Below are 21,617 nucleotides of genomic sequence, written 5' to 3' on the forward strand. Positions count from 1 at the left end.
ATTTAGGAAATGAATATGTCTGTAACCATTTATCATAACCCGCGTTGTTCAAAGTCACGTGAAACGCTCGCTTTACTAGAAACCCATGGTGTGACACCAGAAATCGTTGAATATTTAAAAACGCCCGTTGATTTAAGCACTTTAGATACTTTACTTACTCAGTTAGGTTTTGAATCAGCACATCAACTTGTACGTAGTAAAGAAACACTTTACAAAGAATTGGGCTTGAATAAAGACACAGATGAAGCCGCTCTTAAACAAGCTATGTTAGAGAACCCTAAACTGATTGAGCGCCCTATAGTAGTAAAAGGCGTTAAAGCGGCGATTGGTCGTCCACCTGAGTCTGTGCTGGCTATTCTTTAATGACCACATTATTGGTTTTGTTTCATTCTAGCCACGGCTCTGTGAGAGCCATGGCCAATGAAATTGCAGAAGCTGCTGAATCACTAGGCGTAACCGTGTTGCTTCGCACTTTCGAACAACGAGAAGCCCATGACATTGTCGTGTCAAAAGACGACCTGTTGCGTTGTGACGCACTTGCATTTGGCACTCCAACTCGGTTTGGCATGATGGCAGCACAAGCTAAACAATTCTGGGAAACAACCAGTGATATATGGTTAAAAGGTCAGCTTATTGACAAGCCGGCTTGTGTGTTTACTTCCTCAAGCAGCATGCATGGTGGTAATGAAGCAACATTACTTAACTTGTCGCTACCATTGCTGCATCATGGCATGATGTTATTAGGTGTCCCCTATGATGTGCCTGAATTATCTCAAACTACCACTGGCGGTACACCTTATGGTGCCAGTCATGTTGCAGGCACTGCAAATACATCAATGCTCAGTGACACAGAAACGAAAATCTGTCGCTCTGTTGGAAAACGTCTCATCACTATTGCTGAAAAATTAAAATGACATCTGTAGAAAAAAAGCCGCTAACTAAGCGCTTTCAAAATATGGCTTTAACAGGCTACGTAGGTTTGCTGATTTTAATGCCACTGTGGTTATTTGTACTTTCTCCTAGAGAAGGTCACAGCCTCGGGTTTATGTTTACGGTATATATTCTTCCGCTACTTTTACCCTTAAGAGGGTTTATAAAAGATAACCCTTACACTTACGCATGGGCAAACTTCATCGTATTGATTTACTTCTTGCATGGTTTCACCTTGTTGTGGATTGCAACTGATGAACTACTTTGGGTGCTGTTAGAGCTACTCTTTGCAAGTTTAATGTTCGTTGGCTGTACATATTATGCTAAACACCGTGGTCAAGAGCTGGGGTTAAGAATTCGTAAGCTCAAACAAGATCTCGCTGATGAAAAGGCAGCACACGAACATACAGAAGATCCTGATTGATGCTAGTTCTTAAAAATACTCAGTTTTAAATATAAAAAAGAGCACCAACTGGTGCTCTTCTTATTTGTAGTCTTGTATTTTAAAACAGGAGATAGATTAACTTGTTAAGACGGTAAATAACACAAGTAGTGATAACATGACTTGTAAGCTCGTACTCAAATAAGCTTTGCCGTAAAGAAGCTTTAAAGACCAAGGGTGGCGTTTAACCGGGTACAAGGCCCCTTTTTTGATTTTCCGAGATAGCGTAATAAGCGCAATGCTCAAGATAGAAAAAAGCCACACACTTTCACTTTTATAATCAAAAGTATCACTAAAGAATAACGACAGCTGAAGTGGAAATGCAAAACATACTATTGCCACAAATATGTGCACTAATCTGATTTTATTATATTGCTCCCCTTCTGACAGCTCTTTAATACCATGCTGTTCAAGCGTCTTCTTCGCGATAAATGCACCATGCTTCAATGCTAAACGGTAAGGTGTTTGCCCTAACTCATTAACAACTTTTGCCTTACAACCATGCTTGAAGAGTAAAGAAATCATGGCTGAAGAATTAGATAGAACCGCGAAGTGCATTAGTCCATTTCCGTGTTCGTCTTTTTGGCTAAGATCTTGTGAATCAATAAGTTGTTCGACAATACTCACAAAGCCCTGCTCGATAGCATACATAAATGCGTTTTTGCCATGCTCGTCAACTAATGTCGCTCTTGCACCTTGCTTTATATATTCAATCAGTTCTGCTTGTTTTACATGCTCTGAGGTGATCAAATTGAGCAGAGCTTGTTCTAAAAGGTTTTTAACTTCATCTTCATCAATTAAGTGGCTCAGTAAATCAAAAACAGGTTCATCTGAATTAGTTTGAGTAAGTAAATATTGTGTCGTTTCATCCAAGCTTTGCAAACAGTCAGGAAGAAGAGCTATCAGGGGCTCTTTTAACACATCTTGTTGCCAACAGGTGATTAGTTGTTTTGGTGACAAATTGACGCCATTTTGAATCGTCCAAAGTATGACATCAACCATAACTTTATCAGACAACAACTCGAAAAAATCAGGGTATGAAACACAGTTGAGCTGGGCGTTAATTTGACTGTATTGAGCTAGACGCTGAATGAGCATTAACACGATTGCTTGATGATCGAGCCCTGCCTGATTGAAATGAGAAACCAGCATTTCAGTGTAAGTGCGGTGTTCTTCTTCATATTCATCGATATGTTGAAAATGACAGGCTTCAAATGGGTCTAACGGCTTAAGCCAAATCAAATAAAAAACTGGCGGTAAAATGGTACTTTCAACGCCTTGTTCATCGGTTAAGGTCTGACATTCAGGCCAAGCTTCTAGTGCATCGAGAATGAATGCGCCATTTTGCTCCGCAAGCCCTTTAAGAAGTAATGGATATTGTGCAGGCCAAATTAAAACTTTTTCCATCAATTACTCACAAAGTTTGAAGCTATCTGTATTAATCTCAAATGCGCAGATCATAGCAGCTCATATATATAAAATCTTATTTTTTCAGCTGAATTCAAGGTATCTTAATCAAACTTTCGAAATTATAATGACAATATAATTTGAAACCGATTTAAGGGCCCTATCATGGCATCAACTAAATTCGAGACTTGGCAAGTCATCCTTATCATTATTGGTGTTCTAGGTATTATTTGGAGTAATATCGCGCTGCTTAAATACTCAGCTAAATTTGATATAAAGAAGAAAATTGATAAGCAGATAAAACCAGATAATGAAAAAGAAGAGTAAAGCTTACATCCTTTACTCTTCCTGAATAACTTACACTAACCAATGCGCCATTAAAGCAATCACGGGTAATGTTACTAACGTTCTTAGAATAAAAATTGTGAATAGCTCTAGGATGTTAACTGGGATTTTACTACCCAGAAGTAAAGCGCCAACCTCAGACATATAGATAAGCTGTGTCACACTCATCGCAGCAACAATAAAGCGCGTTACATCACTTTCAATACTGCTTGCAGCAAGAATTGAAGGAATAAACATATCAGCAAAGCCAACAACGATAGTTTGTGCTGCTTGGGCCGCTTCTGGCACTTGTAACAGTTCAAGATATGGAACGAATGGCGTACCTAAATACTGAAAAACAGGCGTATATTCAGCAATGATCAGTGCAAACGTACCAACAGCCATCACCACTGGAAGTACGGCAAACACCATATCTAGTGCGTTGGTCACCCCCTCTTTCAATGTGCCTTTAACACCAGGTGCGTTTTCAGCTTTCTCTAGTGCTACAGATAACGCATGTTGAAACAAGGTTTTACCTTCTGGTACGGCTTCTGCATCGTGCGCAGGTTCAGTGCCATCAATATAAGTTGATTTTTTAAAGCTTAAAGGCGGTAAGCGAGGCACGATAATCGCAGCAACAAAGCCTGCTAAACATACGGTTAAATAGAAAGGTGCAAATAAATGTTCAAGCTTTACTTGGCCAATGACCACTAAGCAAAAAGTAATCGAAACAGCAGAGAAAGTCGTTCCAATAATGGCAGCTTCTTTTTGTGTATAGTATTTTTCTTCATATTGACGGGCTGTCATTAAAATACCGACACTACCGTCACCTAACCAAGAAGCCACACAATTAACCGCACTTCTACCTGGTACTCCGAACAGTGGACGCATTACTTTTGTGAGCAAAGTACCCACCAGCTCTAGTAAACCGAAATTAAGTAATAAAGGTAACAACAATCCCGCGAGTACAAACACAGAAAATAACACAGGCAAAAGGTCGTTCAGTACCAAGGCACCGGTATGCTCTGCATGAATAAAAGCAGGACCCACTTTAAAAAAAGTCATTAGTATAAATGCTGCACCCAATAAACGGGTAACCAACCAAATCCAACTGACATCAAACAAATGTTTAAACAGCGTGAACTGCATCAAAGCTTTTGGCTTCAACAGTTTGGCGACCAAACTTAAAACAGCTGTAACACAGACAACCCCCACAATCATGGCATGAATAAAAGGGGCAACAAATGCTTGAAGTTTTTTAGCCAGTACAGCAATGGGAATAGTCATTGCTTCGCCAATTGAGACCGGTGTCATAAACAAAAATACACCGATTAAAGACGGTACAATAAACGCAAACAAAGTACGCCAGTGCACTTTATCTTTTTGATAAGGTTGAGTTGTCATTATTATTTACCTATAAAAACGCAGAAAAGAGCCGCAGCTCTTTTCTGTTCTTTAAATATTACTTGTTTAGATTGATAAGCCTTTGCTACCAATTGCTTTGTTTAGCTTCTGTTGTAACTCACTTAACAACTCAGCGGTTAAAGCTTCACCGTTATTGTTTCGCCATGTAACTGATGACTCTTTATCTGATAACGAAGCTATTTTGATACGATAATCACCTTCTTCAATTGGTAATATAGTCACTTCATCACCCCAAATAGAATCCCACACGCTGTCTTCAGGCTTTTCATATCTAACATGTAACTCGTCTTTTTCACCATCAACACTAATGATAGTAAAATTAAGACGCTCTAAAACATTGGCTAGATTTGCAATGACGACATTAAGTGGTTGTGCTGCAACCATAGCTGCGTTGCCTTTCGGGTCGAAGCCCATATCTAATGCCAGTTGCCCTTGCTGTTTACGAAGCTCAACAAGTAATAAACGATATTGATAATCGAACTCAGCAACAACTTGATTAAGTGCACGCACTTCCAATTGCTGTTTAAGTAAATCAGTTAATTCAACTTCATCACTTTGGTAGTCGACAAGTTCAGCACTTAACGACGCAGTTCTTTGATGTTCACTTTGAGAAACTGTGAATTTATATTTTTGTTTGGATGGCGTAGTCTCTTCTTGCCAGAACCACTTTGAAGAAGGCGTAATCACTGAATACCAATCGGTAAGTGCCTCACCTTGATTTTTATTCATGCTTTCAAAACCAGCCTGGTTTTCAGCAACAACAGAATCAACAGCTTGCCAAATAAATGAAGTTAAATCTTCAATGCCATCGTTTTTATCAAAAAATACTCTAGCGAGCTTGTCATTTTGTTCAACCCAAGAGCCTGCAGCAAGTGTGAGTACTTGTTGAGGCGGGCGCAATGCAAGTACCTCAGTATCGTTATTGTACTGTGCTTCTTGCATAACATAAGTTGGATCTTTGTAAGGCTGTTTTAGATCACCCGGAACTTGAACTGCTTTATTAATACGGTAATTTTTTTCGTGGTGGGTGTCATTTGTGAAAACACTACATCCAGATAAACCAAGGATCACGCCTAACGCGACCGTTTTTGGGATCCAATACTGCACTGATTATTCTCCTTAGCAGACCCTGTTATTTAGTTATATGAGTCGGGTATGCTTAGTTTGGTTCACTGTAAAAGCGAAAATTATTATTGTGACTAAACTTTCTTATAAGTTTTAATCACTTAGAATCTTTTACTTAAAAAATTCTCAATATGTTACTTGTCTATCCACACAAACACAAGAAAGGCCAGCCTAAAAGTGGCTGTAAGCTTTGTACAGTGCGTTATCTCTAGTATTGTGCTAGACTCTCGCGCGGCTTTTGAATTGGTAAGCATCTGTGAAAATCAACATCTTATACAAGCACATATGCTGTATTCAAGATTTCTCTTAAGATGTTAATAAAAAGCATACAATCGAATATTTTAAAATTCGACAAGCATGATGAACTTGCGCTAGCTCAAAGCATGTCATGTTCTGTTGTGTCGAAATAAAGCATTAAGAAAGCGCATTTTACTTAGAGAAGCAGCGTTGCTGTTTTCGTTTAGATGCATACGAAACAAATAAATTAATTTGGCGACTTAATGACCGCATTTACAAACCAACAATTAGTATTAACTGCAATAGGCGAAGATCGCTCTGGTATCGTTAGTGAACTCACTCAACTCGTCAGCGACTGCCATTGCAATATCATTGATAGTCGTATCGCCATTCTAGGGCGAGAGTTTACCTTCATAATGCTTCTTAGTGGCGATATGGCCGCCATTAGCCGTGTTGAGCATACCCTACCTGTTAAAGGCATGGAGCTCGGTTTGCTAACAATGATGAAGCGTACCAGTTCTCATACTGAAGACGATTATATTGGTGCTTATAATTTAGAATACACAGGCATAGACGCGCCAGGCACACTCAGCAAAGTGACACGTTTTATCGCTGAGCATAATGTTAGTATCGCATCATTAAAATCTGACACGTATGAACAAGACAATGAATTACATATGCGCTGTGAGTTAGAATTAAACTTACCTGCACAGATCGATCTTGACGATTTCAAAGTACAATTCGAAGCACTTTCAAGTACACTCAATGTAGATTACATTTTAAGACGTATTCGCTAAGGATATATATGAACACATTAAAAGCAGGTGACAACGCACCTTTATTCTCGTTACAAAACCAAAATGACGAAACAGTCGAGCTAAAAACCTTATTAGAATCAAACCAAGTTTTAGTTTACTTCTATCCAAAAGCATCAACACCTGGTTGCACGGTTCAAGCTGAAAACCTGCGTAACGAAAAAGCACAACTTGCTGAGCTGAATACTGTTGCGGTAGGTATTAGCCCAGATCCAATCAAGCGTTTAAAGAACTTCGAAACTAAGAAAGAGTTAAACTTTGACCTATTATCTGACGAAGATCATGCCATTGCAGATGCGTTCGGTGTGTGGGGTTTAAAGAAGTTTATGGGTAAAGAATACGACGGTATTCACAGAATTAGTTTCTTAGTCTCTCAAGATGGTAAAATCAAACATGTGTTTGATAAATTCAAGACTAAAGACCATCACGAAGTAGTTATTAACTTCCTAAAAGAAAACGCATAATCGTATTTTTCTAAAAGCAAAAAGGTATGCTAAACGCATACCTTTTTTGTTTTACGCTACTTCTTGTCGTGAATCGCATCTAAGCGTGCTAATAAGCTCGATGTATCAAAACGGCCACCACCTAAAGCTTGAACGTCTGCATAATATTGGTCAACCATGGCTGTCAGTGGAATACTTGCGCCGTTGTTTCGCGCTTCATCAAGGGCAATGCCTAAATCTTTACGCATCCAATCTACCGCAAAGCCGAACTCATATTCACCCGCTAACATGGTTTTATAACGGTTTTCCATTTGCCATGAACCAGCAGCACCTTTTGAAATTGTCTCAATGACTTTTTCACCATCAAGGCCTGCTTGTTTAGCAAAATGAAGCCCCTCTGCTAAACCTTGTACTACACCTGCAATACAAATTTGATTAACCATTTTACAAGTTTGACCTGCACCAACAGGCCCTAATAACTGGCTAAAACGACTAAACGCAGCCATAACAGGTTGCACTTTATCAAATACTGATTGTTCACCACCGACCATAACGGTCAATACGCCATTTTCTGCCCCTGCCTGACCACCTGATACGGGCGCATCAAGAAATGCGACTGATTGCTCTGTTGCCTTTTCAGCCACTTCTTTCGCGACTTTTGCTGATGTGGTTGTATGGTCGACTAAGATTGCACCTGACTTCATACCTGCAAGCACGCCTTCTTCCCCATACACAACCGAGCGTAAGTCATCGTCATTACCAACGCACATAAATACAATTTCAGCCTGCTCTGCTGCCAATTTTGGTGTAATTGCAAAATCACCGCCATGCTCTTTAGCCCAAGCTTCAGCTTTGGCTGTGGTGCGATTAAACACGGTTACCTGGTAACCCGCTTTCTGTAAATGTCCAGCCATTGGAAAGCCCATGACACCTAAACCGATAAAAGCCACATTCATTGACATAAAATTGTCCTATTTCTTTGTTAGGGTATGAAGATTGGAGCTTTTATACCCAAGACGCTTGGGTATGGCAAATGAAATAGACACATGCGGATTAAAAATAAAAAGCAATCTACTCGCTTTGGATGTATTAATTATGGATAACATTTATAGATACAGTATTGATTTACTTAATGGCAAAAAACTTCCAATGAGTACCTTTGAAGGTAAAACCTTGCTCATCGTGAACATTGCCAGTAAATGCAGCTTTGCAAACCAAGTTGCCGGATTAGAATCTCTCTACAAAGAATACAAAAAAGATGGTTTTGAAATATTAGCGGTACCCTGTGATCAATTTGGTCATAGCGAGCCTTTATCAGGTGAGCCTTTACTCGACTCTTATAACAAGTACTTCACTGCCAGTTTTTATATTTCTCAAAAACATCATGTGCTTGGCCCTGATGCACACCCTATTTTTAACTATTTGAAAACGCATACACGTGGCATAGTGCAAAATCGGGCAATTAAATGGAATTTCACTAAGTTTTTAGTAAACTCAAAAGGTGAACTCGTCGCACGTTATGCGCCTAGAACTAAACCAGAATCACTAAAAACAGCTATTGAGAGTCAGCTTTATGATGAAAGTCGCCTTGTTCAGCTCGCAAAGGTATGAACAACCCTATTTCGAACACGCTTTATCAACTATCAGCAATATTAGCGTCTCGCATTTTAGCGAAGCATTAAATGTGCAAACTGCTCCACTATGTTCAGGCTTTCAAGCTGTCTGCGCCTTTGTAAACGATGACTTATCAAGCCCTGTATTAGAACTATTAGCTGAGCAGGGCATACGCTGTATCGCGTTAAGATGCGCAGGCTTTAATAATGTCGATATAGCGTGCGCTAAAAAACTCGGGATCACCGTAGTTCGCGTACCAGCCTATAGCCCTGAAGCCGTTGCAGAGCATTGTATTGCCTTAATGTTGACGCTAAGTCGTAAAACCCATAAAGCTTATAACCGAGTAAGAGAAGATAACTTCGACCTAAATGGCTTACTCGGTTTTAATCTGCATAAAAAAACAGTCGGTATTGTTGGTGCAGGGAAAATTGGCCAAGCCTTGATCCGAATTCTCAATGGCTTTGGTGCAGAAGTTTTAGTCTTTGATCCTAACGTTGGCGAAGGTTCTTATACTCAAGTTAGCTTAGATATGTTACTGGCCCAAAGTGACATCATTTCGTTGCACTGCCCTTTAAATGAAGCCACTCATCATATTATTGATGAAACTGCATTTAATAAAATGCAAGATGGAGTCATGCTCATTAATACTAGCCGCGGTGCGCTCATAGATACTCAAGCCTGTATCCAAGCTCTTAAATCAAGAAAATTAGGTTACTTGGGCCTAGATGTCTATGAACAAGAGTCTGAGCTGTTCTTCAAAAATCGCAGTGAAGAAATTTTGCAAGATGACTTATTCGCTCGCTTAGTGAGTTTTCCTAATGTACTTATTACAGGTCACCAGGGTTTCTTCACAGAAGAAGCTCTGGAGCAAATTGCTGATGTGACTGTTGGTAACCTGAGCGACTTTAGTCAAAGCAAACCACTATTGAATGAAGTGAGTTAACCTAAACTAAGTTTAAGTAGCCACACTAAATTGTCGGTTTTCATCAAGCTTGATGTGCAAGTCGCTACGAGCACTCAAGCTTTCAAAACCCCAACGGGTTAATCGCTCAAAATATTGAATAAATGCCTCAACTTCTTCGTCACTCATGCCAGTTCCAGCCCTATTTATCAGCTGATGTTCTTGCTGCAAACGCCAACTGTAAACACGCTCGAAGCTTTGCGCATTTAAAAAGACTAATTTATCGAAAAGTGCAAACAGGGCTTGATACTCATCCGCTAAAAATTGATTTACTCTATCACGATACACCCCATTTGAGTCTTGCGTAGCTTCAAGATCATTCACCGGCATCTTCAACAGCTCACGACTTTGAGGCAGCAGCCCTAAGCACCAACCTTCAAAAATAAGCACCTTGGGCTTATTTGTGCATTTTAACCACCTAGCACTGCTATATGGCTCATCATCCGCCTTATTAAAACGAGGCAAAATAAAGTCCTCAGCATTTTTAAATCGCTTTACTTGCTCTATGGCAAAAGTAGTATCGTGCGTACCTGGCACGCCTCTTACTGTAAAAAGTGGATGGTATTGAGTAGCTCGCTCTGCTCTTTGTGCTTTTGATAAATAAAAGTCGTCTAAAGAAACAATCTCAGTGGCAATATTTTGGCTCTCTAAATAACTCTTTAGATAAGCTGATAATGTTGATTTACCACTACCTTGAGCACCGTTAATGGCTAAACAAAATGGGGCCTTTTCATGTGATAGCACTGAATCTAACCAATCGATCACACATTGCACATTTTCTGGGTAACTGTTTAAAAGAGTATGTTTTTCTAAAAACTCTGTTTGCCAACACATATTGACCTCTTTTGAATAAAACACATATAGAAAAGGCCGCATGGGCGGCCTTTTAGAGTACGTGTAAGCTTATTAAGCTTGTCTTGCTTCTAACATGATACGTTTCATATCACGCACGGCTTTTTCAAGACCGTCAATCGCAGCGCGTGCGATAATGGCGTGACCAATGTTCAGTTCATAGATTTCAGGCATTTCAGCAATCGGCTTTACATTGTGGTAATGCAGACCATGACCTGCATTCACTATGATCCCTAGACCATGCGCATATTTCACACCTTCACGAATACGCTCAAGCTCTTGCGCCATTTCTTTGTCTGTTTCGGCATCTGCATAAGCACCTGTGTGGATCTCAATATAAGGTGCACCGGTTGCTTTTGCAGCATCAATTTGTGCTTTGTCAGCATCAATGAATAAGGATACTTTAATTCCTGCAGCTTCTAGTTTGCTTACAGCGTCGGTGATTGCTACTTGATGTGAAATGACATCAAGGCCGCCTTCTGTGGTTAATTCTTCACGTTTTTCAGGTACTAGGCACACATATGCGGGCTTCACTTCAAGCGCAATATTGATCATTTCTTCAGTCAGCGCGATTTCAAGATTCATTCGAGTTTGAATGGTTTTTGCCATCACATAGACATCTCGGTCTTGAATATGACGTCTATCTTCACGTAAATGTATGGTAATACCATCAGCACCGGCATGCTCAGCAACCGCTGCTGCATGCGCAGGATCAGGATAACTGGTACCGCGAGCTTGTCTTAGCGTTGCAATATGGTCGACGTTAACGCCTAATAAAATATCTTTCATTGCCTTACCTTGATAAAAATAATTCTCGGCTCTTTAAAGCCTTGTTTCCTAAAAGTGGTTTTAATAAATACCGACTTAAATACTTTGCAGGTTTGCGCACCTCAGGAGCTGCAAACTCCCCACTTGCCATACGGTTAAGTACTTTACCATTAAACCCCATTTGCGGGTTGTCGGTAACAACAAAGCCTAATTCTGGAATATATTGGTAATAAAATTTATCTTTTATCTCATCACCATCGGCATCCATGTCAAACTCCACCCCAAACCCTAAAGCTTCAAGTAGCTGATACTCATACGAACGTAATACGGGTTCAAAGTCATTACAGTCTACTAGTTGTTTTAGGTGTTTTTGATATAGTTCGTAAATATATTCTTGCGGTTCACTGGCTGGGATCACTCTATAACTGAGCTCATTCAAATAAAAAGCACAATAAAGCGGCTTGCCTTTTAAGGGAAGTGGGTTTTGTACTAATTCGAATTGGTTTAAATATTTAAGGTCGTAGTTGCCAGCATAACGGCACAAAATTGGGGTGAATGGTTGAAGTTGGGCACTGTGTTTAACCGACTGTTTGCCTTTTAACCTGGCCAACATGGTTAAGTGTCCGACGCCTTCAACAAGCATACTTAGCATTGCCTGAGAGTCACTGTAAGGACGCCTATGCAGCAAGTAAGCTTGTCGAAAGTCGTTATGCAATCAGTCTTCTCCGTAACCTAGAGAGCGGAGTGCACGCTCATCGTCAGCCCAGCCAGACTTCACTTTTACCCAAAGTTCAAGAAATACTTTGTTATCAAGCATATCTTCAAGGTCTTTACGCGCTTCGCGACCAATAACTTTTAGCTTTTCGCCTTTATTACCGATTACCATACGCTTTTGTGATTGACGCTCGACTAATATCAAACCATTGATCTGCCAAACGCCATTGTCTTGCCATTTAAACTGTTCGATTTCTACGGTCACAGAGTAAGGGAGTTCATCACCCATAAAACGCATCAGCTTTTCACGAATAATTTCTGCTGCTAAAAATCGCATTGAGCGATCAGTTACGTAATCTTCTGGGAAGTAAAACTCACATGCAGGAAGGCGCTTACGAACTTCATCTTTCACTAAATCGATATTTTTACCGCTCTTTGCAGAAATAGGTACGATACCGACAAAGTTACCCTGCTCACTCAGCCACTGCATGTGCGGAAGCACGGCTTCTTTGTCTTTTACGTTATCCGTTTTGTTCATAACGATAAGCACTGGACGACCACTGTCTTGGACTTTTTTTAGTACCATTTCATCGTCTTTCGTCCACAGCGTGCCTTCAACCACAAAAATTATCAGTTCGACATCACCAATTGAGCTTGACGCTGCACGGTTCATTAAACGGTTAATCGCACGCTTTTCTTCAATATGAAGACCCGGCGTGTCAACATAAACGGCTTGATAGTTGTCTTCAGTATGAATACCCATGATGCGGTGACGGGTTGTTTGCGGTTTACGCGAGGTAATACTGACTTTTTGTTCAACAATTTTGTTTAGTAACGTTGATTTACCCACGTTAGGGCGACCAACGATTGCGATCATGCCGCAGTGCGTATTAGGCGTCATTCTTTAAAATCTTCAATGCTTGCTCTGCTGCTTTTTGTTCCGCCTTGCGACGTGAACTGCCAACAGAAATAATGCTCTCCATCCCTTCCACTTCACATTCAACCGTGAATGTCTGGTTATGTGCCTGACCTTTCGTGTCGATCACTGTGTAATTTGGTAAAGGCAGTTTTCGAGCCTGTAGAAACTCTTGCAGTAATGTTTTCGGATCTTTTTGATTGTGACCCGGAGAAATTGCCGCTAAACGAGATTCATACCATGTCAAAATAAGCTTAGTACAAGAATCAATATCTGAGTCTAAGAAAACAGCACCAATGATCGCCTCAACAGCGTCGGCAAGTGTTGATTCGCGTCTAAAGCCACCGCTTTTTAATTCACCTGGGCCTAAACGAAGGTAATCACCTAAATTAAACTCAACACCAAATTCAGCTAAAGTTTGACCGCGTACAAGCGTCGAGCGCATGCGGCTTAAATCGCCTTCACGTGCTTTAGGAAACTTTTTGTATAACGCATCGGCTATAACGTAGCTCAAGATAGAATCGCCCAGAAACTCCAAACGTTCATTATGCTGGCCTTTGTGACTACGGTGAGTCATGGCTTGTTCAAGCAATGACTCGTCACTAAATTCATAGCCTATTTTTTTATATAATTCTGCTACACTTCTTTTCATTTTATTGAATATTACCTAGGCGTTCAAAACGAACACCGGTTGGAACCCACCCTGGTAACAGGCTATCTGGGCCATTATCAAAATCAAAACTCATCCAAATAAATACAGCTTTGCCCACTAAGTTTTCTTTAGGAACAAAACCCCACATACGACCATCTTGACTGTTATTACGGTTATCACCCATTACAAAATAACTGTCTTTCGGCACGACCCACTCATCTTTACGAGTCCCAGTTTGCTGGTAATAGCGATCAGTAGATTCTAAAGCCTGTGGATTTATAAGAATGTCATGTTGTGCACCTGGTAAGTCTTCAGTCAATCTTACCAAAGGCATTGGTCCTTGCATAAATTCATCACGGTTTACAATATCAAGACCTATTTTGTTGTATTCACCACACACTAGGTTGTCAGTGCGCTCTTTACCTGCTTCACAATTAGGCTTGATAAAAAGTTGGCGGTTACGATACACAATGCTGTCTCCCGGTAAGCCAATGACGCGTTTAATAAAGTCAATTCGCTCATCCAGTGGGAATTTAAATACCGTAATATCGCCGCGATCAGGTTCACCGACTTCAATCATCTGTGAACGCCAAACCGGATCTTTAATGCCATACGCATATTTTTGAACCAAAATAAAATCGCCATCTAATAACGTTGGCATCATGGAGCCTGATGGTATTTGAAATGGTTCAAAAATAAACGAACGGAAGATGGTGATCGCTGCAATCATCGGAAAAATCGATTTTGCACCCTCTACAATGGCAGGCTCGGGGGCAATCTGCGCAATCACATCATCATCAAGAGGAGTCTGCGTGGCACCTTGTGCCAACGCAATTCGTTCTTTTCGCTTTGGTGCGAACATGTAATGATCAATCAACCAGATCAAGCCTGACCCAAGAGTCAAAAGCACCAAGAATACAGAAAAATAGCCTGCCATTAATAAGTCCTGTTATTTACCTACTTTAAGGATTGCTAAGAATGCATCTTGAGGAACTTCAACGTTACCCAATTGCTTCATTCGCTTTTTACCTTCTTTTTGTTTTTGAAGTAGCTTTTTCTTACGACTCACGTCACCACCGTAACACTTCGCGATTACGTTCTTACGTAACTGCTTAACTGTTGTACGCGCGATAACATGCGTACCGATAGCTGCTTGGATTGCAATATCGAACATCTGACGAGGAATCAGCTCTTTCAACGCATCAGCCAATTGACGACCACGCTGCTGTGAGCCTTCACGGTGTGCGATAATTGCCAATGCATCTACACGGTCGCCGTTAATTAAAATATCAACTCTAACCATATCAGAAGGTTGGAAACGCTTAAAGTTATAATCTAGTGACGCAAAACCACGACTCGTTGACTTAAGCTTATCAAAGAAGTCCATCACTACTTCAGCCATTGGTAGCTCGTAAGTCACAGCAACTTGGTTTCCGTGGTAAGCCATCTTAGTTTGAACACCTCGCTTCTCAATACACAGTGTAATTACATTACCAAGGTACTCTTGCGGAACAAGGATATTCGCTTCCACAATCGGCTCACGAATTTCGATGATGTCGTTGACTGGGGGTAACTCTGATGGGTTATCGATTTGAATAACACCATCTTTTGTTTCTACCTCGTACACTACCGTTGGCGCAGTAGTGATAAGGTCCATGTTGTATTCACGTTCAAGACGCTCTTGAATAATTTCCATGTGTAGCATACCTAAGAAGCCAACACGGAAACCAAAACCTAGTGCCGTTGAGTTTTCAGGCTCGAAGAATAGCGACGCATCATTCAGGCTTAATTTGTTAAGCGCATCACGGAAAGCGTCATATTCATCTGAAGCAATCGGGAACATACCCGCATATACCTGTGGTTTAACGCGTTGGAAACCAGGTAAGCGCTCAGGCGCTGCATTTTGTGTCAGGGTGATTGTGTCACCTACAGGTGCACCATGGATATCTTTAATACCCGCAATCACAAAGCCAACTTCACCTGTTTTCAACACTCCCGTGTTTGTCTGCTTAGGCGTGAAAATACCAACATGATCAGCGATGTGTGTTTGATCTGTTGACATAATCTTGATTTTATCACCTTTCCGTAATTCACCATGTTTAATACGTACCAATGATACAACGCCTTGGTATGGGTCAAACCATGAATCGATAATAAGCGCTTGAAGAGGTGCTTCAGGGTTGCCTACTGGCGGTGGTACATCGCGTACAATATTTTCTAGTACGTCTTTAATACCAATACCTGTTTTTGCTGAACATTGAACAGCTTCTAACGCGTCAATACCCACGATTTCTTCAATTTCTTCAGCAACGCGAAGTGGATCGGCCTGCGGTAAATCAATTTTGTTCAAAATTGGAATAACTTCTAAGTCCATTTCGATAGCGGTATAACAGTTTGCAAGGGTTTGTGCTTCTACACCTTGCCCCGCATCTACAACTAATAGTGCACCTTCACAAGCCGCAAGTGAACGTGAAACTTCATAGGTGAAGTCAACGTGCCCTGGTGTATCAATGAAGTTAAGTTGGTAAGTTTCACCATCATCAGCCGTGTAGTTTAACGTTACACTCTGTGCTTTGATGGTGATACCACGCTCACGTTCGATGTCCATCGAATCCAGAACTTGCTGCTGCATTTCACGATCTGTTAAACCACCACAGACTTGGATTAAGCGGTCAGACAAAGTTGATTTGCCATGGTCGATATGGGCGATAATAGAAAAGTTACGGATATGCTTCATATTTCTGGATTCTAAACTTCTTAAGTCATTAAATTAGATATTAGGGTGGGATTTTACATTTTATTTGCGCTAATCACCATCTATTTGCTTCACAGAGAAACTAATTGGGTAAATTTTTACCACTTTTACTTGGTGTTTAATGCGGCTAACTCGATAACGTGCTACTAAAAACCCCAACACACCACCTATTAGCGCAAACAAAATCTGTAATGGTTCAGGTAAATTTAACAACAGCGCGCCAATGAACATCATTATAAATGCGCCCATTAACGGTGCCATATAGACCCACGCACCATGATTTACTAGCTGACTGTCATCAAGAGATAGTTTTATTTTTTGACCTACTTCAACAGACTCACTTAGGTCAATGGGAAAGAGTTTCTTATGAGTACCAAAAAGGCGGCTAAATATTTGTGAACCACATTTACCATTACACCCTTCACAGGCTGGTTTTGCTTCGGCTTGAAGATAAGCAGTCGTGCCGCGAATTTTCGCGACACTCAAGGTTTGTTCTATCATAGAGCTCGTTTTACAGACTCAGCAATGCTCTTCGCTGTTTGCGGTGGAATTTTACCTACCACAGACACATCAAAAGCACCTGAGTTGTGAACATAAACAGTTGTTGCACCCGATGATAACGCGCCACTGGGCCTTTTACCAGCCAGCGGTCTTTGCACAAACACTGAAAACTCAACTAACCCGTCTGAAAATAAATAATAATCTGCAAGCTCATTATTTAAATCTAATTTATGTCTATCGGCTTTTAACAAGGTAAATCCTTGCGGTAACCAATCGATCTGCCAATTAGACTGAGATTGTGGGCTTATCACATTTTCACTAACTAGAGTTGGTTCAGGAAACTCTCTGTTTAAGAGCTCGACTAGCTGTTGTGCAGGTTCAGGCGTAACACTGATGTGTGTAAGCTGAAGTTGTTCGAGCAATTCACCCGCTTGATTCACATACGCCGCTTTTAATAACAGTGATGATTCGGTATCTATCCACAGCCAGTAATTGTATTTACCACTGTCTTTTGATTCTAAACGAACGAGCTGAGCAGGGCGCCCTGCGATCCGCCCTTTGCCGCCAAGAACAAAATCATAATCTTGTTCTAAAACCACTATGTCTTTAAAAAGCACTTCAGGAATTGGGCCAGCAATTGTGTCAGTTTCAATTGAATAAGGTGTCGATTGTGGCTCAAAGTAAGTAACTTTGTCGTCAACACGGACTATTTCAAGGCCGGCACCATTAAGTAAACTTAACAGCTCTAACTCTTGATTTTGATGTTGTGCATGTAACCAACGGTATGGCTCCATGCCCTTTTCTTTCATCACTACAAAAGAAGCATCAAAATTTCTTTGATGCACAGCAGTTGCCATATTTTGTAGTAACTGTTTTGCAGAAAGTAGTTCAGAAGCCTGAACTACCATGGCAAAACATAAACTTATAAGAAAAATAAACGGCTTCATTAATTAGATTCTTTGCTCTCTTCTACTTTTTCAGTTTTTGCCTGGTGTAAAGCATGGGCCATTCTAGATTGACGTTGATGTTCAAGTACAAGTGCGCCAATGCGTTGCTGCTGAAGCTCTCTTACCCCTTGCTGGGCACTTTGTAATGCAGAACCCTCAGAGGAGAAACTCACTGGGGCAACACCACCCGCCACAGGAATAGACTGAAGTACAGGTAAATCATCACCAGCTACAGGTGCCTGCTGCATGGTGTTCACACCTAATACAGCAACTAATGCAACGCTCGCCGCTATCGCGATTTGAGAAAACGGCTTTTTCCAACTACTAATACTAACGACATTAGTTTGCGCTGACTGATGAGCGACTTCTTCAATGCCTTTTACATTGTGGCAAGGTTCATCTGCCAATGCTGCTGCAACGCTTGCAGTAATGTCAATCGTTATTGCATTGTCACTTTTGGCTCTCAATGCATCACCTATCATGGCATAACGCGAAAACTTTTCAGAGTCTAATTGACTTAAACTTGCATCATCTAGGATACGCTCACCGTCAAAGATCTCTGAAGTGCTTACTTGTTCATTCTCAGCTTTATTAGCTTGGGCCATATTTAAGACTCACTAATCATTGGGTTTAAATTATTATCAATTGCTTCTCGCGCTCTGAAGATTCGCGATCTGACTGTGCCAACCGGACAATCCATAATCACTGCGATCTCTTCATAGCTCATACCCTCTATTTCTCGAAGGGTAATGGCTGTTTTTAAGTCATCAGGCAAGCCATCTATGGTTTTATAAATAACCGCTTTAACTTCATCACTCAGCAATAAATTCTCGGGTGATGCATTTGAACGAAGAGAATCTGCGTTGTCGTAGAGTTCAGCTTCTTCAGCATCAATATCGTTGGCTGGCGGTTTACGACCTTGAGCCACCAAATAATTTTTAGAACAGTTAACCGCAATACGATATAGCCAAGTATAAAATGCACTCTCACCTCTGAAGTTAGGTAGAGCACGATACGCTTTTATAAACGCTTCTTGTGCTACGTCCGCTATATCGCTTTGATTTGATACATATCGAGAGATAAGACCTGCGATTCTGTTTTGATATTTGGCAACTAAGAGGTTGAAGGCGTTTTTATCTCCTTGCTGTACCCGCTTGACCAATGCTAAATCCAATTCCTGCTCGCTCATTCGAGCCGGTACTCCTCTTTTTTATAATTGTAACTAAATGTGAGTTGCCATCTTTCACAGCAATTGAGACACACTAATAAATAAAAAGTTCTGTTTTTTTGAAATTTTTTTTAAAATATCATTCAAACGCCTAAAATAACCTCTTTTTGAAAGTCTATTTTGGCCTAACGTTCGTACTTTTACGATCATAGTACATTTGTTAATGTACATCACATAGAAAAACGAAGATTCGAATATGAAACAAATCAATAACCATGAAACTGACGTGGTTGTCATTGGTAGTGGTGCTGCCGGACTGAGCCTTGCACTTTCACTTGCTGAACACTGTAGCGTTACGGTGATCAGTAAAGGGTCTTTAAAAGAAGGGTCTACACTTTATGCTCAAGGTGGCATAGCAGCTGTTTTTGATAAAAAAAATGACAGTATTGAATCACACGTTGAAGACACGTTAGCAGCTGGCGGCGGTTTATGTGAAAGGGATGCTGTGCACTACACAGCAAGTAATGCAAAAGCTTGTTTAAAATGGTTAATTGAACAAGGTGTTCCCTTCGACATGGAGTTTGATAGCAAAGGTAAAGAGCGCTATCACTTAACGCGTGAAGGTGGGCATAGCCACAGGCGTATTCTGCATGCTGCGGATGCAACAGGTAAGGCCGTTCAAACTACATTAGTTAGCCAAGTACAATCTCATAACAATATTAAGCTGCTTGAAAACTATAATGCCATAGATTTGGTAAAAGATACTGAATGTGACATTCAACCTATAAAAGGTGTCTATGTCTATAATCGTCTTGCCGACAAAGTAGAAACGATTTCTGCCAAGTTTGTTGCCCTTGCCACCGGAGGCGCAAGTAAGGTTTATCTTTATACATCTAATCCTGATGTTTCTAGCGGTGACGGCATCGCAATGGCGTGGCGCGCGGGGTGTCGTGTTGCAAATATGGAATTTAATCAATTCCATCCAACTAGCCTTTATCACCCCGAGTTGCAAAACTTTTTGATAACAGAAGCGATGCGCGGTGAAGGTGCCCACTTAAAGCGTCCAGATGGTACGCGATTTATGCCTGATTTTGACGAGCGCGAAGAACTGGCACCGCGTGATATTGTTGCTAGAGCGATAGATTTCGAAATGAAGCGCTTAGGCGCAAACTGTGTTTATCTAGACATCTCACACAAAGACAAAGACTTTATCATTGAGCACTTTCCCACCATTTACGCAAAGTGTTTGAGTGTAGGGTTGGATATTACAAAAGAGCCAATACCTGTGGTACCAGCAGCACATTATACCTGTGGTGGTGTAATGACAGACTTTAATGGTCAAACCGACTTACAAAATCTATATGCGATTGGCGAAGTCGCTTATACAGGTCTTCATGGCGCGAACCGTATGGCGAGTAACTCATTACTCGAGTGCATAGTGTTCGCACATGCAGCAGCCAAAGATATTTTGTCTAAGCTTGAAAACTCCCAAGTGCCTGATGCAATCAATCAGTGGGATGAAAGCCAAGTAGGCAATTCAGACGAAGAAGTTGTGATCACCCATAATTGGCATGAGCTAAGACTATTTATGTGGGATTATGTCGGCATAGTTCGTTCAACAAAACGCTTAGAACGTGCATTGCGACGTGTTGAGCTGTTACAACAAGAGATCCAAGAATATTATGCTAACTTCAGGGTTAGTAATAATTTGTTAGAACTTAGGAACCTAGTACAAGTTGCTGAATTAATCATTCGTAGTGCATTAGAACGCAAAGAAAGCCGAGGCTTGCACTACACACTCGACTACCCTGAACAGAGTGATAACCCTACACCCACTGTTTTAAAACCATAAGCTAAAAAACAGCGCCTTGCTCTGCAACATCAATCCTCTTAAATGCTCGAATCATTTTTGAGGATTGGCTGCCTTTCATTCAAAGCGAATCGACACAATCTTCGCCAATCTTTTTCGCTCATTGAAGAAGCCACAAATTGTATGGTTTTAGTTTTTTGCTGAATTGTTCTGACGTTTAGAGATAAGACAGCGAATTGAAGCTTTGCTGACATAACTTGCCCAGACAGCGCCTTTTCACTATGTATTTCAATATAGTTATCTTCACAGTCAAGTAACAGCGTTCCACTAAGTGGCGTCGTATGTTGGGTAATTTTATAAAAAAGTAAAAACGCTAATGCTGCAGCGATGCTAATAAACAAGAAAGAAATCAGATGTGCAGAGGCAAGAAAGGTGGCAAAACTTAAAACCAACAAGATCAGAGCTATGACCCTTAAATCTTGTCGGTTATCTACAAATATAATTTTATACTTTGACGCGGCCAAGTATAAACTGAACCATTTTATTTAGCTCTGGATCTGGACACTTTTCATGACCCATAAACCAAGCAAATAAATCAGGGTCTTCTACTTCGAGTAAACGTTGAAAAATTAGTTTGTCAGGTTCAGGCAACTCGTCAAAAGCTTCATCAACAAACGGTCCAAGCAGTACATCTAGTTCTAGCATTCCCCTTCTACAGGCCCATTTTAGTCGTGATTTTGGAAAAAGCTGAGTCATCTATAACCTCAAAGTAATTAGAATAATCTAGAGTGGTAAGTATATAAAATCAGTT

Annotated in this window: 26 protein-coding genes; 9 read left to right on the forward strand and 17 right to left on the reverse strand. The window is 40.7% G+C overall.

Features of this window, described 5'->3' with window-relative positions; all coding sequences use genetic code 11:
* The first annotated feature begins 15 nt into the window (after positions 1–15).
* The 3 genes from arsC to AC1HJP_RS02905 are packed head-to-tail and all read left to right on the forward strand — an operon-like array spanning position 16 to position 1,354.
* Positions 16–363: an arsenate reductase (glutaredoxin) gene (gene arsC, locus AC1HJP_RS02895; RefSeq protein ID WP_480360282.1), complete on the forward strand. Its 348-nt coding sequence runs from the start codon at positions 16–18 to the stop codon at positions 361–363.
* Positions 363–914 carry an NAD(P)H:quinone oxidoreductase gene (gene wrbA / locus AC1HJP_RS02900; RefSeq protein ID WP_480360283.1) on the forward strand — a complete coding sequence of 184 codons (552 nt, stop codon included), beginning with the start codon at positions 363–365 and terminating at the stop codon, positions 912–914. The genes arsC and wrbA overlap by 1 nt, the downstream gene beginning before the upstream one ends.
* Positions 911–1,354 carry a DUF2069 domain-containing protein gene (locus tag AC1HJP_RS02905; RefSeq protein ID WP_480360284.1) on the forward strand — a complete coding sequence of 148 codons (444 nt, stop codon included), beginning with the start codon at positions 911–913 and terminating at the stop codon, positions 1,352–1,354. Before wrbA ends, AC1HJP_RS02905 begins: the two co-directional genes overlap by 4 nt.
* A gap of 96 nt (positions 1,355–1,450) precedes the next feature.
* Here the strand turns inward: AC1HJP_RS02905 and AC1HJP_RS02910 are convergent, their stop codons facing one another.
* Positions 1,451–2,779 (reverse strand): ankyrin repeat domain-containing protein, encoded by a 1,329-nt coding sequence (locus tag AC1HJP_RS02910; protein WP_480360285.1) that lies wholly within the window; start codon positions 2,777–2,779, stop codon positions 1,451–1,453.
* 165 nt (positions 2,780–2,944) lie between these two features.
* On the opposite strand from AC1HJP_RS02910, the gene AC1HJP_RS02915 reads away from it, so the two are divergent.
* Positions 2,945–3,106, forward strand: a complete 162-nt coding sequence (locus AC1HJP_RS02915) for a DUF2897 family protein (RefSeq protein WP_130256720.1) — start codon at positions 2,945–2,947, stop codon at positions 3,104–3,106.
* Between the two features lie 30 nt (positions 3,107–3,136).
* Here AC1HJP_RS02915 and AC1HJP_RS02920 read toward each other — a convergent pair whose 3' ends face one another.
* Together AC1HJP_RS02920 and bamC are read right to left on the reverse strand one after the other, a co-directional pair.
* Positions 3,137–4,507 (reverse strand): YjiH family protein, encoded by a 1,371-nt coding sequence (locus AC1HJP_RS02920; RefSeq protein WP_480360286.1) that lies wholly within the window; start codon positions 4,505–4,507, stop codon positions 3,137–3,139.
* A 66-nt stretch (positions 4,508–4,573) separates the two neighbouring features.
* The gene (bamC, locus tag AC1HJP_RS02925; protein ID WP_480360287.1) at positions 4,574–5,635 is read right to left on the reverse strand and encodes an outer membrane protein assembly factor BamC; all 1,062 of its coding nucleotides are present in this window, start codon (positions 5,633–5,635) and stop codon (positions 4,574–4,576) included.
* A gap of 518 nt (positions 5,636–6,153) precedes the next feature.
* Here bamC and AC1HJP_RS02930 point away from each other — a divergent pair.
* A complete protein-coding gene (locus AC1HJP_RS02930; RefSeq protein WP_138482089.1) occupies positions 6,154–6,687 on the forward strand; it encodes a glycine cleavage system transcriptional repressor in 534 nt (177 codons plus the stop codon).
* A gap of 8 nt (positions 6,688–6,695) precedes the next feature.
* Positions 6,696–7,169 (forward strand): thioredoxin-dependent thiol peroxidase, encoded by a 474-nt coding sequence (gene bcp, locus AC1HJP_RS02935; protein WP_058030105.1) that lies wholly within the window; start codon positions 6,696–6,698, stop codon positions 7,167–7,169.
* A gap of 56 nt (positions 7,170–7,225) precedes the next feature.
* Here the strand turns inward: bcp and AC1HJP_RS02940 are convergent, their stop codons facing one another.
* Complete coding sequence (locus tag AC1HJP_RS02940; protein ID WP_480360289.1) at positions 7,226–8,110, reverse strand: NAD(P)-dependent oxidoreductase; 885 nt, start codon at positions 8,108–8,110, stop codon at positions 7,226–7,228.
* A gap of 64 nt (positions 8,111–8,174) precedes the next feature.
* On the opposite strand from AC1HJP_RS02940, the gene AC1HJP_RS02945 reads away from it, so the two are divergent.
* A complete protein-coding gene (locus tag AC1HJP_RS02945; RefSeq protein WP_404390166.1) occupies positions 8,175–8,759 on the forward strand; it encodes a glutathione peroxidase in 585 nt (194 codons plus the stop codon).
* Positions 8,725–9,705 carry a 2-hydroxyacid dehydrogenase gene (locus AC1HJP_RS02950; protein WP_480360626.1) on the forward strand — a complete coding sequence of 327 codons (981 nt, stop codon included), beginning with the start codon at positions 8,725–8,727 and terminating at the stop codon, positions 9,703–9,705. Before AC1HJP_RS02945 ends, AC1HJP_RS02950 begins: the two co-directional genes overlap by 35 nt.
* 12 nt (positions 9,706–9,717) lie before the next feature.
* Here the strand turns inward: AC1HJP_RS02950 and AC1HJP_RS02955 are convergent, their stop codons facing one another.
* The 11 genes from AC1HJP_RS02955 to rpoE all read right to left on the reverse strand — a co-directional run bounded on the left by AC1HJP_RS02955 (position 9,718) and on the right by rpoE (position 19,017).
* Entirely contained in the window at positions 9,718–10,557 is an 840-nt protein-coding gene (locus AC1HJP_RS02955) for a P-loop NTPase fold protein (protein WP_480360290.1), read from the reverse strand.
* A gap of 72 nt (positions 10,558–10,629) precedes the next feature.
* Positions 10,630–11,364, reverse strand: coding sequence for a pyridoxine 5'-phosphate synthase (gene pdxJ / locus AC1HJP_RS02960; protein WP_480360291.1), 735 nt, complete (start codon positions 11,362–11,364; stop codon positions 10,630–10,632).
* A gap of 4 nt (positions 11,365–11,368) precedes the next feature.
* Positions 11,369–12,058, reverse strand: a complete 690-nt coding sequence (gene recO / locus AC1HJP_RS02965) for a DNA repair protein RecO (RefSeq protein WP_480360292.1) — start codon at positions 12,056–12,058, stop codon at positions 11,369–11,371.
* Positions 12,059–12,958, reverse strand: a complete 900-nt coding sequence (gene era, locus AC1HJP_RS02970; protein WP_058030110.1) for a GTPase Era — start codon at positions 12,956–12,958, stop codon at positions 12,059–12,061.
* Positions 12,948–13,625, reverse strand: a complete 678-nt coding sequence (rnc, locus tag AC1HJP_RS02975; protein WP_138482104.1) for a ribonuclease III — start codon at positions 13,623–13,625, stop codon at positions 12,948–12,950. Before rnc ends, era begins: the two co-directional genes overlap by 11 nt.
* Before the next feature lies 1 nt (position 13,626).
* Positions 13,627–14,562 carry a signal peptidase I gene (gene lepB, locus AC1HJP_RS02980; RefSeq protein WP_480360294.1) on the reverse strand — a complete coding sequence of 312 codons (936 nt, stop codon included), beginning with the start codon at positions 14,560–14,562 and terminating at the stop codon, positions 13,627–13,629.
* Between the two features lie 12 nt (positions 14,563–14,574).
* Positions 14,575–16,362: a translation elongation factor 4 gene (lepA, locus tag AC1HJP_RS02985; RefSeq protein WP_480360295.1), complete on the reverse strand. Its 1,788-nt coding sequence runs from the start codon at positions 16,360–16,362 to the stop codon at positions 14,575–14,577.
* Between the two features lie 69 nt (positions 16,363–16,431).
* Positions 16,432–16,881 carry a SoxR reducing system RseC family protein gene (locus AC1HJP_RS02990; protein WP_480360296.1) on the reverse strand — a complete coding sequence of 150 codons (450 nt, stop codon included), beginning with the start codon at positions 16,879–16,881 and terminating at the stop codon, positions 16,432–16,434.
* Positions 16,878–17,828 (reverse strand): MucB/RseB C-terminal domain-containing protein, encoded by a 951-nt coding sequence (locus tag AC1HJP_RS02995; protein ID WP_480360297.1) that lies wholly within the window; start codon positions 17,826–17,828, stop codon positions 16,878–16,880. The genes AC1HJP_RS02990 and AC1HJP_RS02995 overlap by 4 nt, the downstream gene beginning before the upstream one ends.
* Complete coding sequence (locus AC1HJP_RS03000) at positions 17,828–18,433, reverse strand: sigma-E factor negative regulatory protein (protein WP_480360298.1); 606 nt, start codon at positions 18,431–18,433, stop codon at positions 17,828–17,830. The genes AC1HJP_RS02995 and AC1HJP_RS03000 overlap by 1 nt, the downstream gene beginning before the upstream one ends.
* A 2-nt stretch (positions 18,434–18,435) precedes the next feature.
* Complete coding sequence (gene rpoE, locus AC1HJP_RS03005; RefSeq protein WP_058030117.1) at positions 18,436–19,017, reverse strand: RNA polymerase sigma factor RpoE; 582 nt, start codon at positions 19,015–19,017, stop codon at positions 18,436–18,438.
* A 235-nt stretch (positions 19,018–19,252) separates the two neighbouring features.
* Between rpoE and nadB the strand changes: the two genes are divergently transcribed.
* On the forward strand, positions 19,253–20,848 hold the full coding sequence (gene nadB, locus AC1HJP_RS03010) for an L-aspartate oxidase (protein ID WP_480360299.1): 1,596 nt from the start codon (positions 19,253–19,255) through the stop codon (positions 20,846–20,848).
* Positions 20,849–20,886: 38 nt separating this feature from the next.
* Here nadB and AC1HJP_RS03015 read toward each other — a convergent pair whose 3' ends face one another.
* Together AC1HJP_RS03015 and AC1HJP_RS03020 are read right to left on the reverse strand one after the other, a co-directional pair.
* Positions 20,887–21,330: a protein YgfX gene (locus tag AC1HJP_RS03015; RefSeq protein ID WP_480360300.1), complete on the reverse strand. Its 444-nt coding sequence runs from the start codon at positions 21,328–21,330 to the stop codon at positions 20,887–20,889.
* A complete protein-coding gene (locus AC1HJP_RS03020; RefSeq protein WP_130255848.1) occupies positions 21,311–21,562 on the reverse strand; it encodes an FAD assembly factor SdhE in 252 nt (83 codons plus the stop codon). Before AC1HJP_RS03020 ends, AC1HJP_RS03015 begins: the two co-directional genes overlap by 20 nt.
* Between the last annotated feature and the right edge of the window lie 55 nt (positions 21,563–21,617).

This window comes from Pseudoalteromonas sp. NFXS53 (genome assembly GCF_056629255.1).

Excerpts from the sequence above, each read along its gene's own strand:
- rpoE (WP_058030117.1), bottom strand. The coding sequence starts at position 19,017 with ATGAGCGAGCAGGAATTGGATTTAGCATTGGTCAAGCGGGTACAGCAA.
- pdxJ (WP_480360291.1), bottom strand. The coding sequence starts at position 11,364 with ATGAAAGATATTTTATTAGGCGTTAACGTCGACCATATTGCAACGCTA.
- wrbA (WP_480360283.1), top strand. The coding sequence starts at position 363 with ATGACCACATTATTGGTTTTGTTTCATTCTAGCCACGGCTCTGTGAGA.
- AC1HJP_RS03000 (WP_480360298.1), bottom strand. The coding sequence starts at position 18,433 with ATGGCCCAAGCTAATAAAGCTGAGAATGAACAAGTAAGCACTTCAGAG.
- AC1HJP_RS02915 (WP_130256720.1), top strand. The coding sequence starts at position 2,945 with ATGGCATCAACTAAATTCGAGACTTGGCAAGTCATCCTTATCATTATT.
- AC1HJP_RS03020 (WP_130255848.1), bottom strand. The coding sequence starts at position 21,562 with ATGACTCAGCTTTTTCCAAAATCACGACTAAAATGGGCCTGTAGAAGG.
- rnc (WP_138482104.1), bottom strand. The coding sequence starts at position 13,625 with ATGAAAAGAAGTGTAGCAGAATTATATAAAAAAATAGGCTATGAATTT.
- era (WP_058030110.1), bottom strand. The coding sequence starts at position 12,958 with ATGACGCCTAATACGCACTGCGGCATGATCGCAATCGTTGGTCGCCCT.
- AC1HJP_RS02945 (WP_404390166.1), top strand. The coding sequence starts at position 8,175 with ATGGCAAATGAAATAGACACATGCGGATTAAAAATAAAAAGCAATCTA.
- arsC (WP_480360282.1), top strand. The coding sequence starts at position 16 with ATGTCTGTAACCATTTATCATAACCCGCGTTGTTCAAAGTCACGTGAA.
- lepA (WP_480360295.1), bottom strand. The coding sequence starts at position 16,362 with ATGAAGCATATCCGTAACTTTTCTATTATCGCCCATATCGACCATGGC.
- AC1HJP_RS02990 (WP_480360296.1), bottom strand. The coding sequence starts at position 16,881 with ATGATAGAACAAACCTTGAGTGTCGCGAAAATTCGCGGCACGACTGCT.
- AC1HJP_RS02920 (WP_480360286.1), bottom strand. The coding sequence starts at position 4,507 with ATGACAACTCAACCTTATCAAAAAGATAAAGTGCACTGGCGTACTTTG.
- lepB (WP_480360294.1), bottom strand. The coding sequence starts at position 14,562 with ATGGCAGGCTATTTTTCTGTATTCTTGGTGCTTTTGACTCTTGGGTCA.
- AC1HJP_RS02995 (WP_480360297.1), bottom strand. The coding sequence starts at position 17,828 with ATGAAGCCGTTTATTTTTCTTATAAGTTTATGTTTTGCCATGGTAGTT.
- AC1HJP_RS02910 (WP_480360285.1), bottom strand. The coding sequence starts at position 2,779 with ATGGAAAAAGTTTTAATTTGGCCTGCACAATATCCATTACTTCTTAAA.
- AC1HJP_RS02930 (WP_138482089.1), top strand. The coding sequence starts at position 6,154 with ATGACCGCATTTACAAACCAACAATTAGTATTAACTGCAATAGGCGAA.
- AC1HJP_RS02955 (WP_480360290.1), bottom strand. The coding sequence starts at position 10,557 with ATGTGTTGGCAAACAGAGTTTTTAGAAAAACATACTCTTTTAAACAGT.
- AC1HJP_RS02940 (WP_480360289.1), bottom strand. The coding sequence starts at position 8,110 with ATGTCAATGAATGTGGCTTTTATCGGTTTAGGTGTCATGGGCTTTCCA.
- nadB (WP_480360299.1), top strand. The coding sequence starts at position 19,253 with ATGAAACAAATCAATAACCATGAAACTGACGTGGTTGTCATTGGTAGT.
- AC1HJP_RS02950 (WP_480360626.1), top strand. The coding sequence starts at position 8,725 with ATGAAAGTCGCCTTGTTCAGCTCGCAAAGGTATGAACAACCCTATTTC.
- AC1HJP_RS02905 (WP_480360284.1), top strand. The coding sequence starts at position 911 with ATGACATCTGTAGAAAAAAAGCCGCTAACTAAGCGCTTTCAAAATATG.
- bcp (WP_058030105.1), top strand. The coding sequence starts at position 6,696 with ATGAACACATTAAAAGCAGGTGACAACGCACCTTTATTCTCGTTACAA.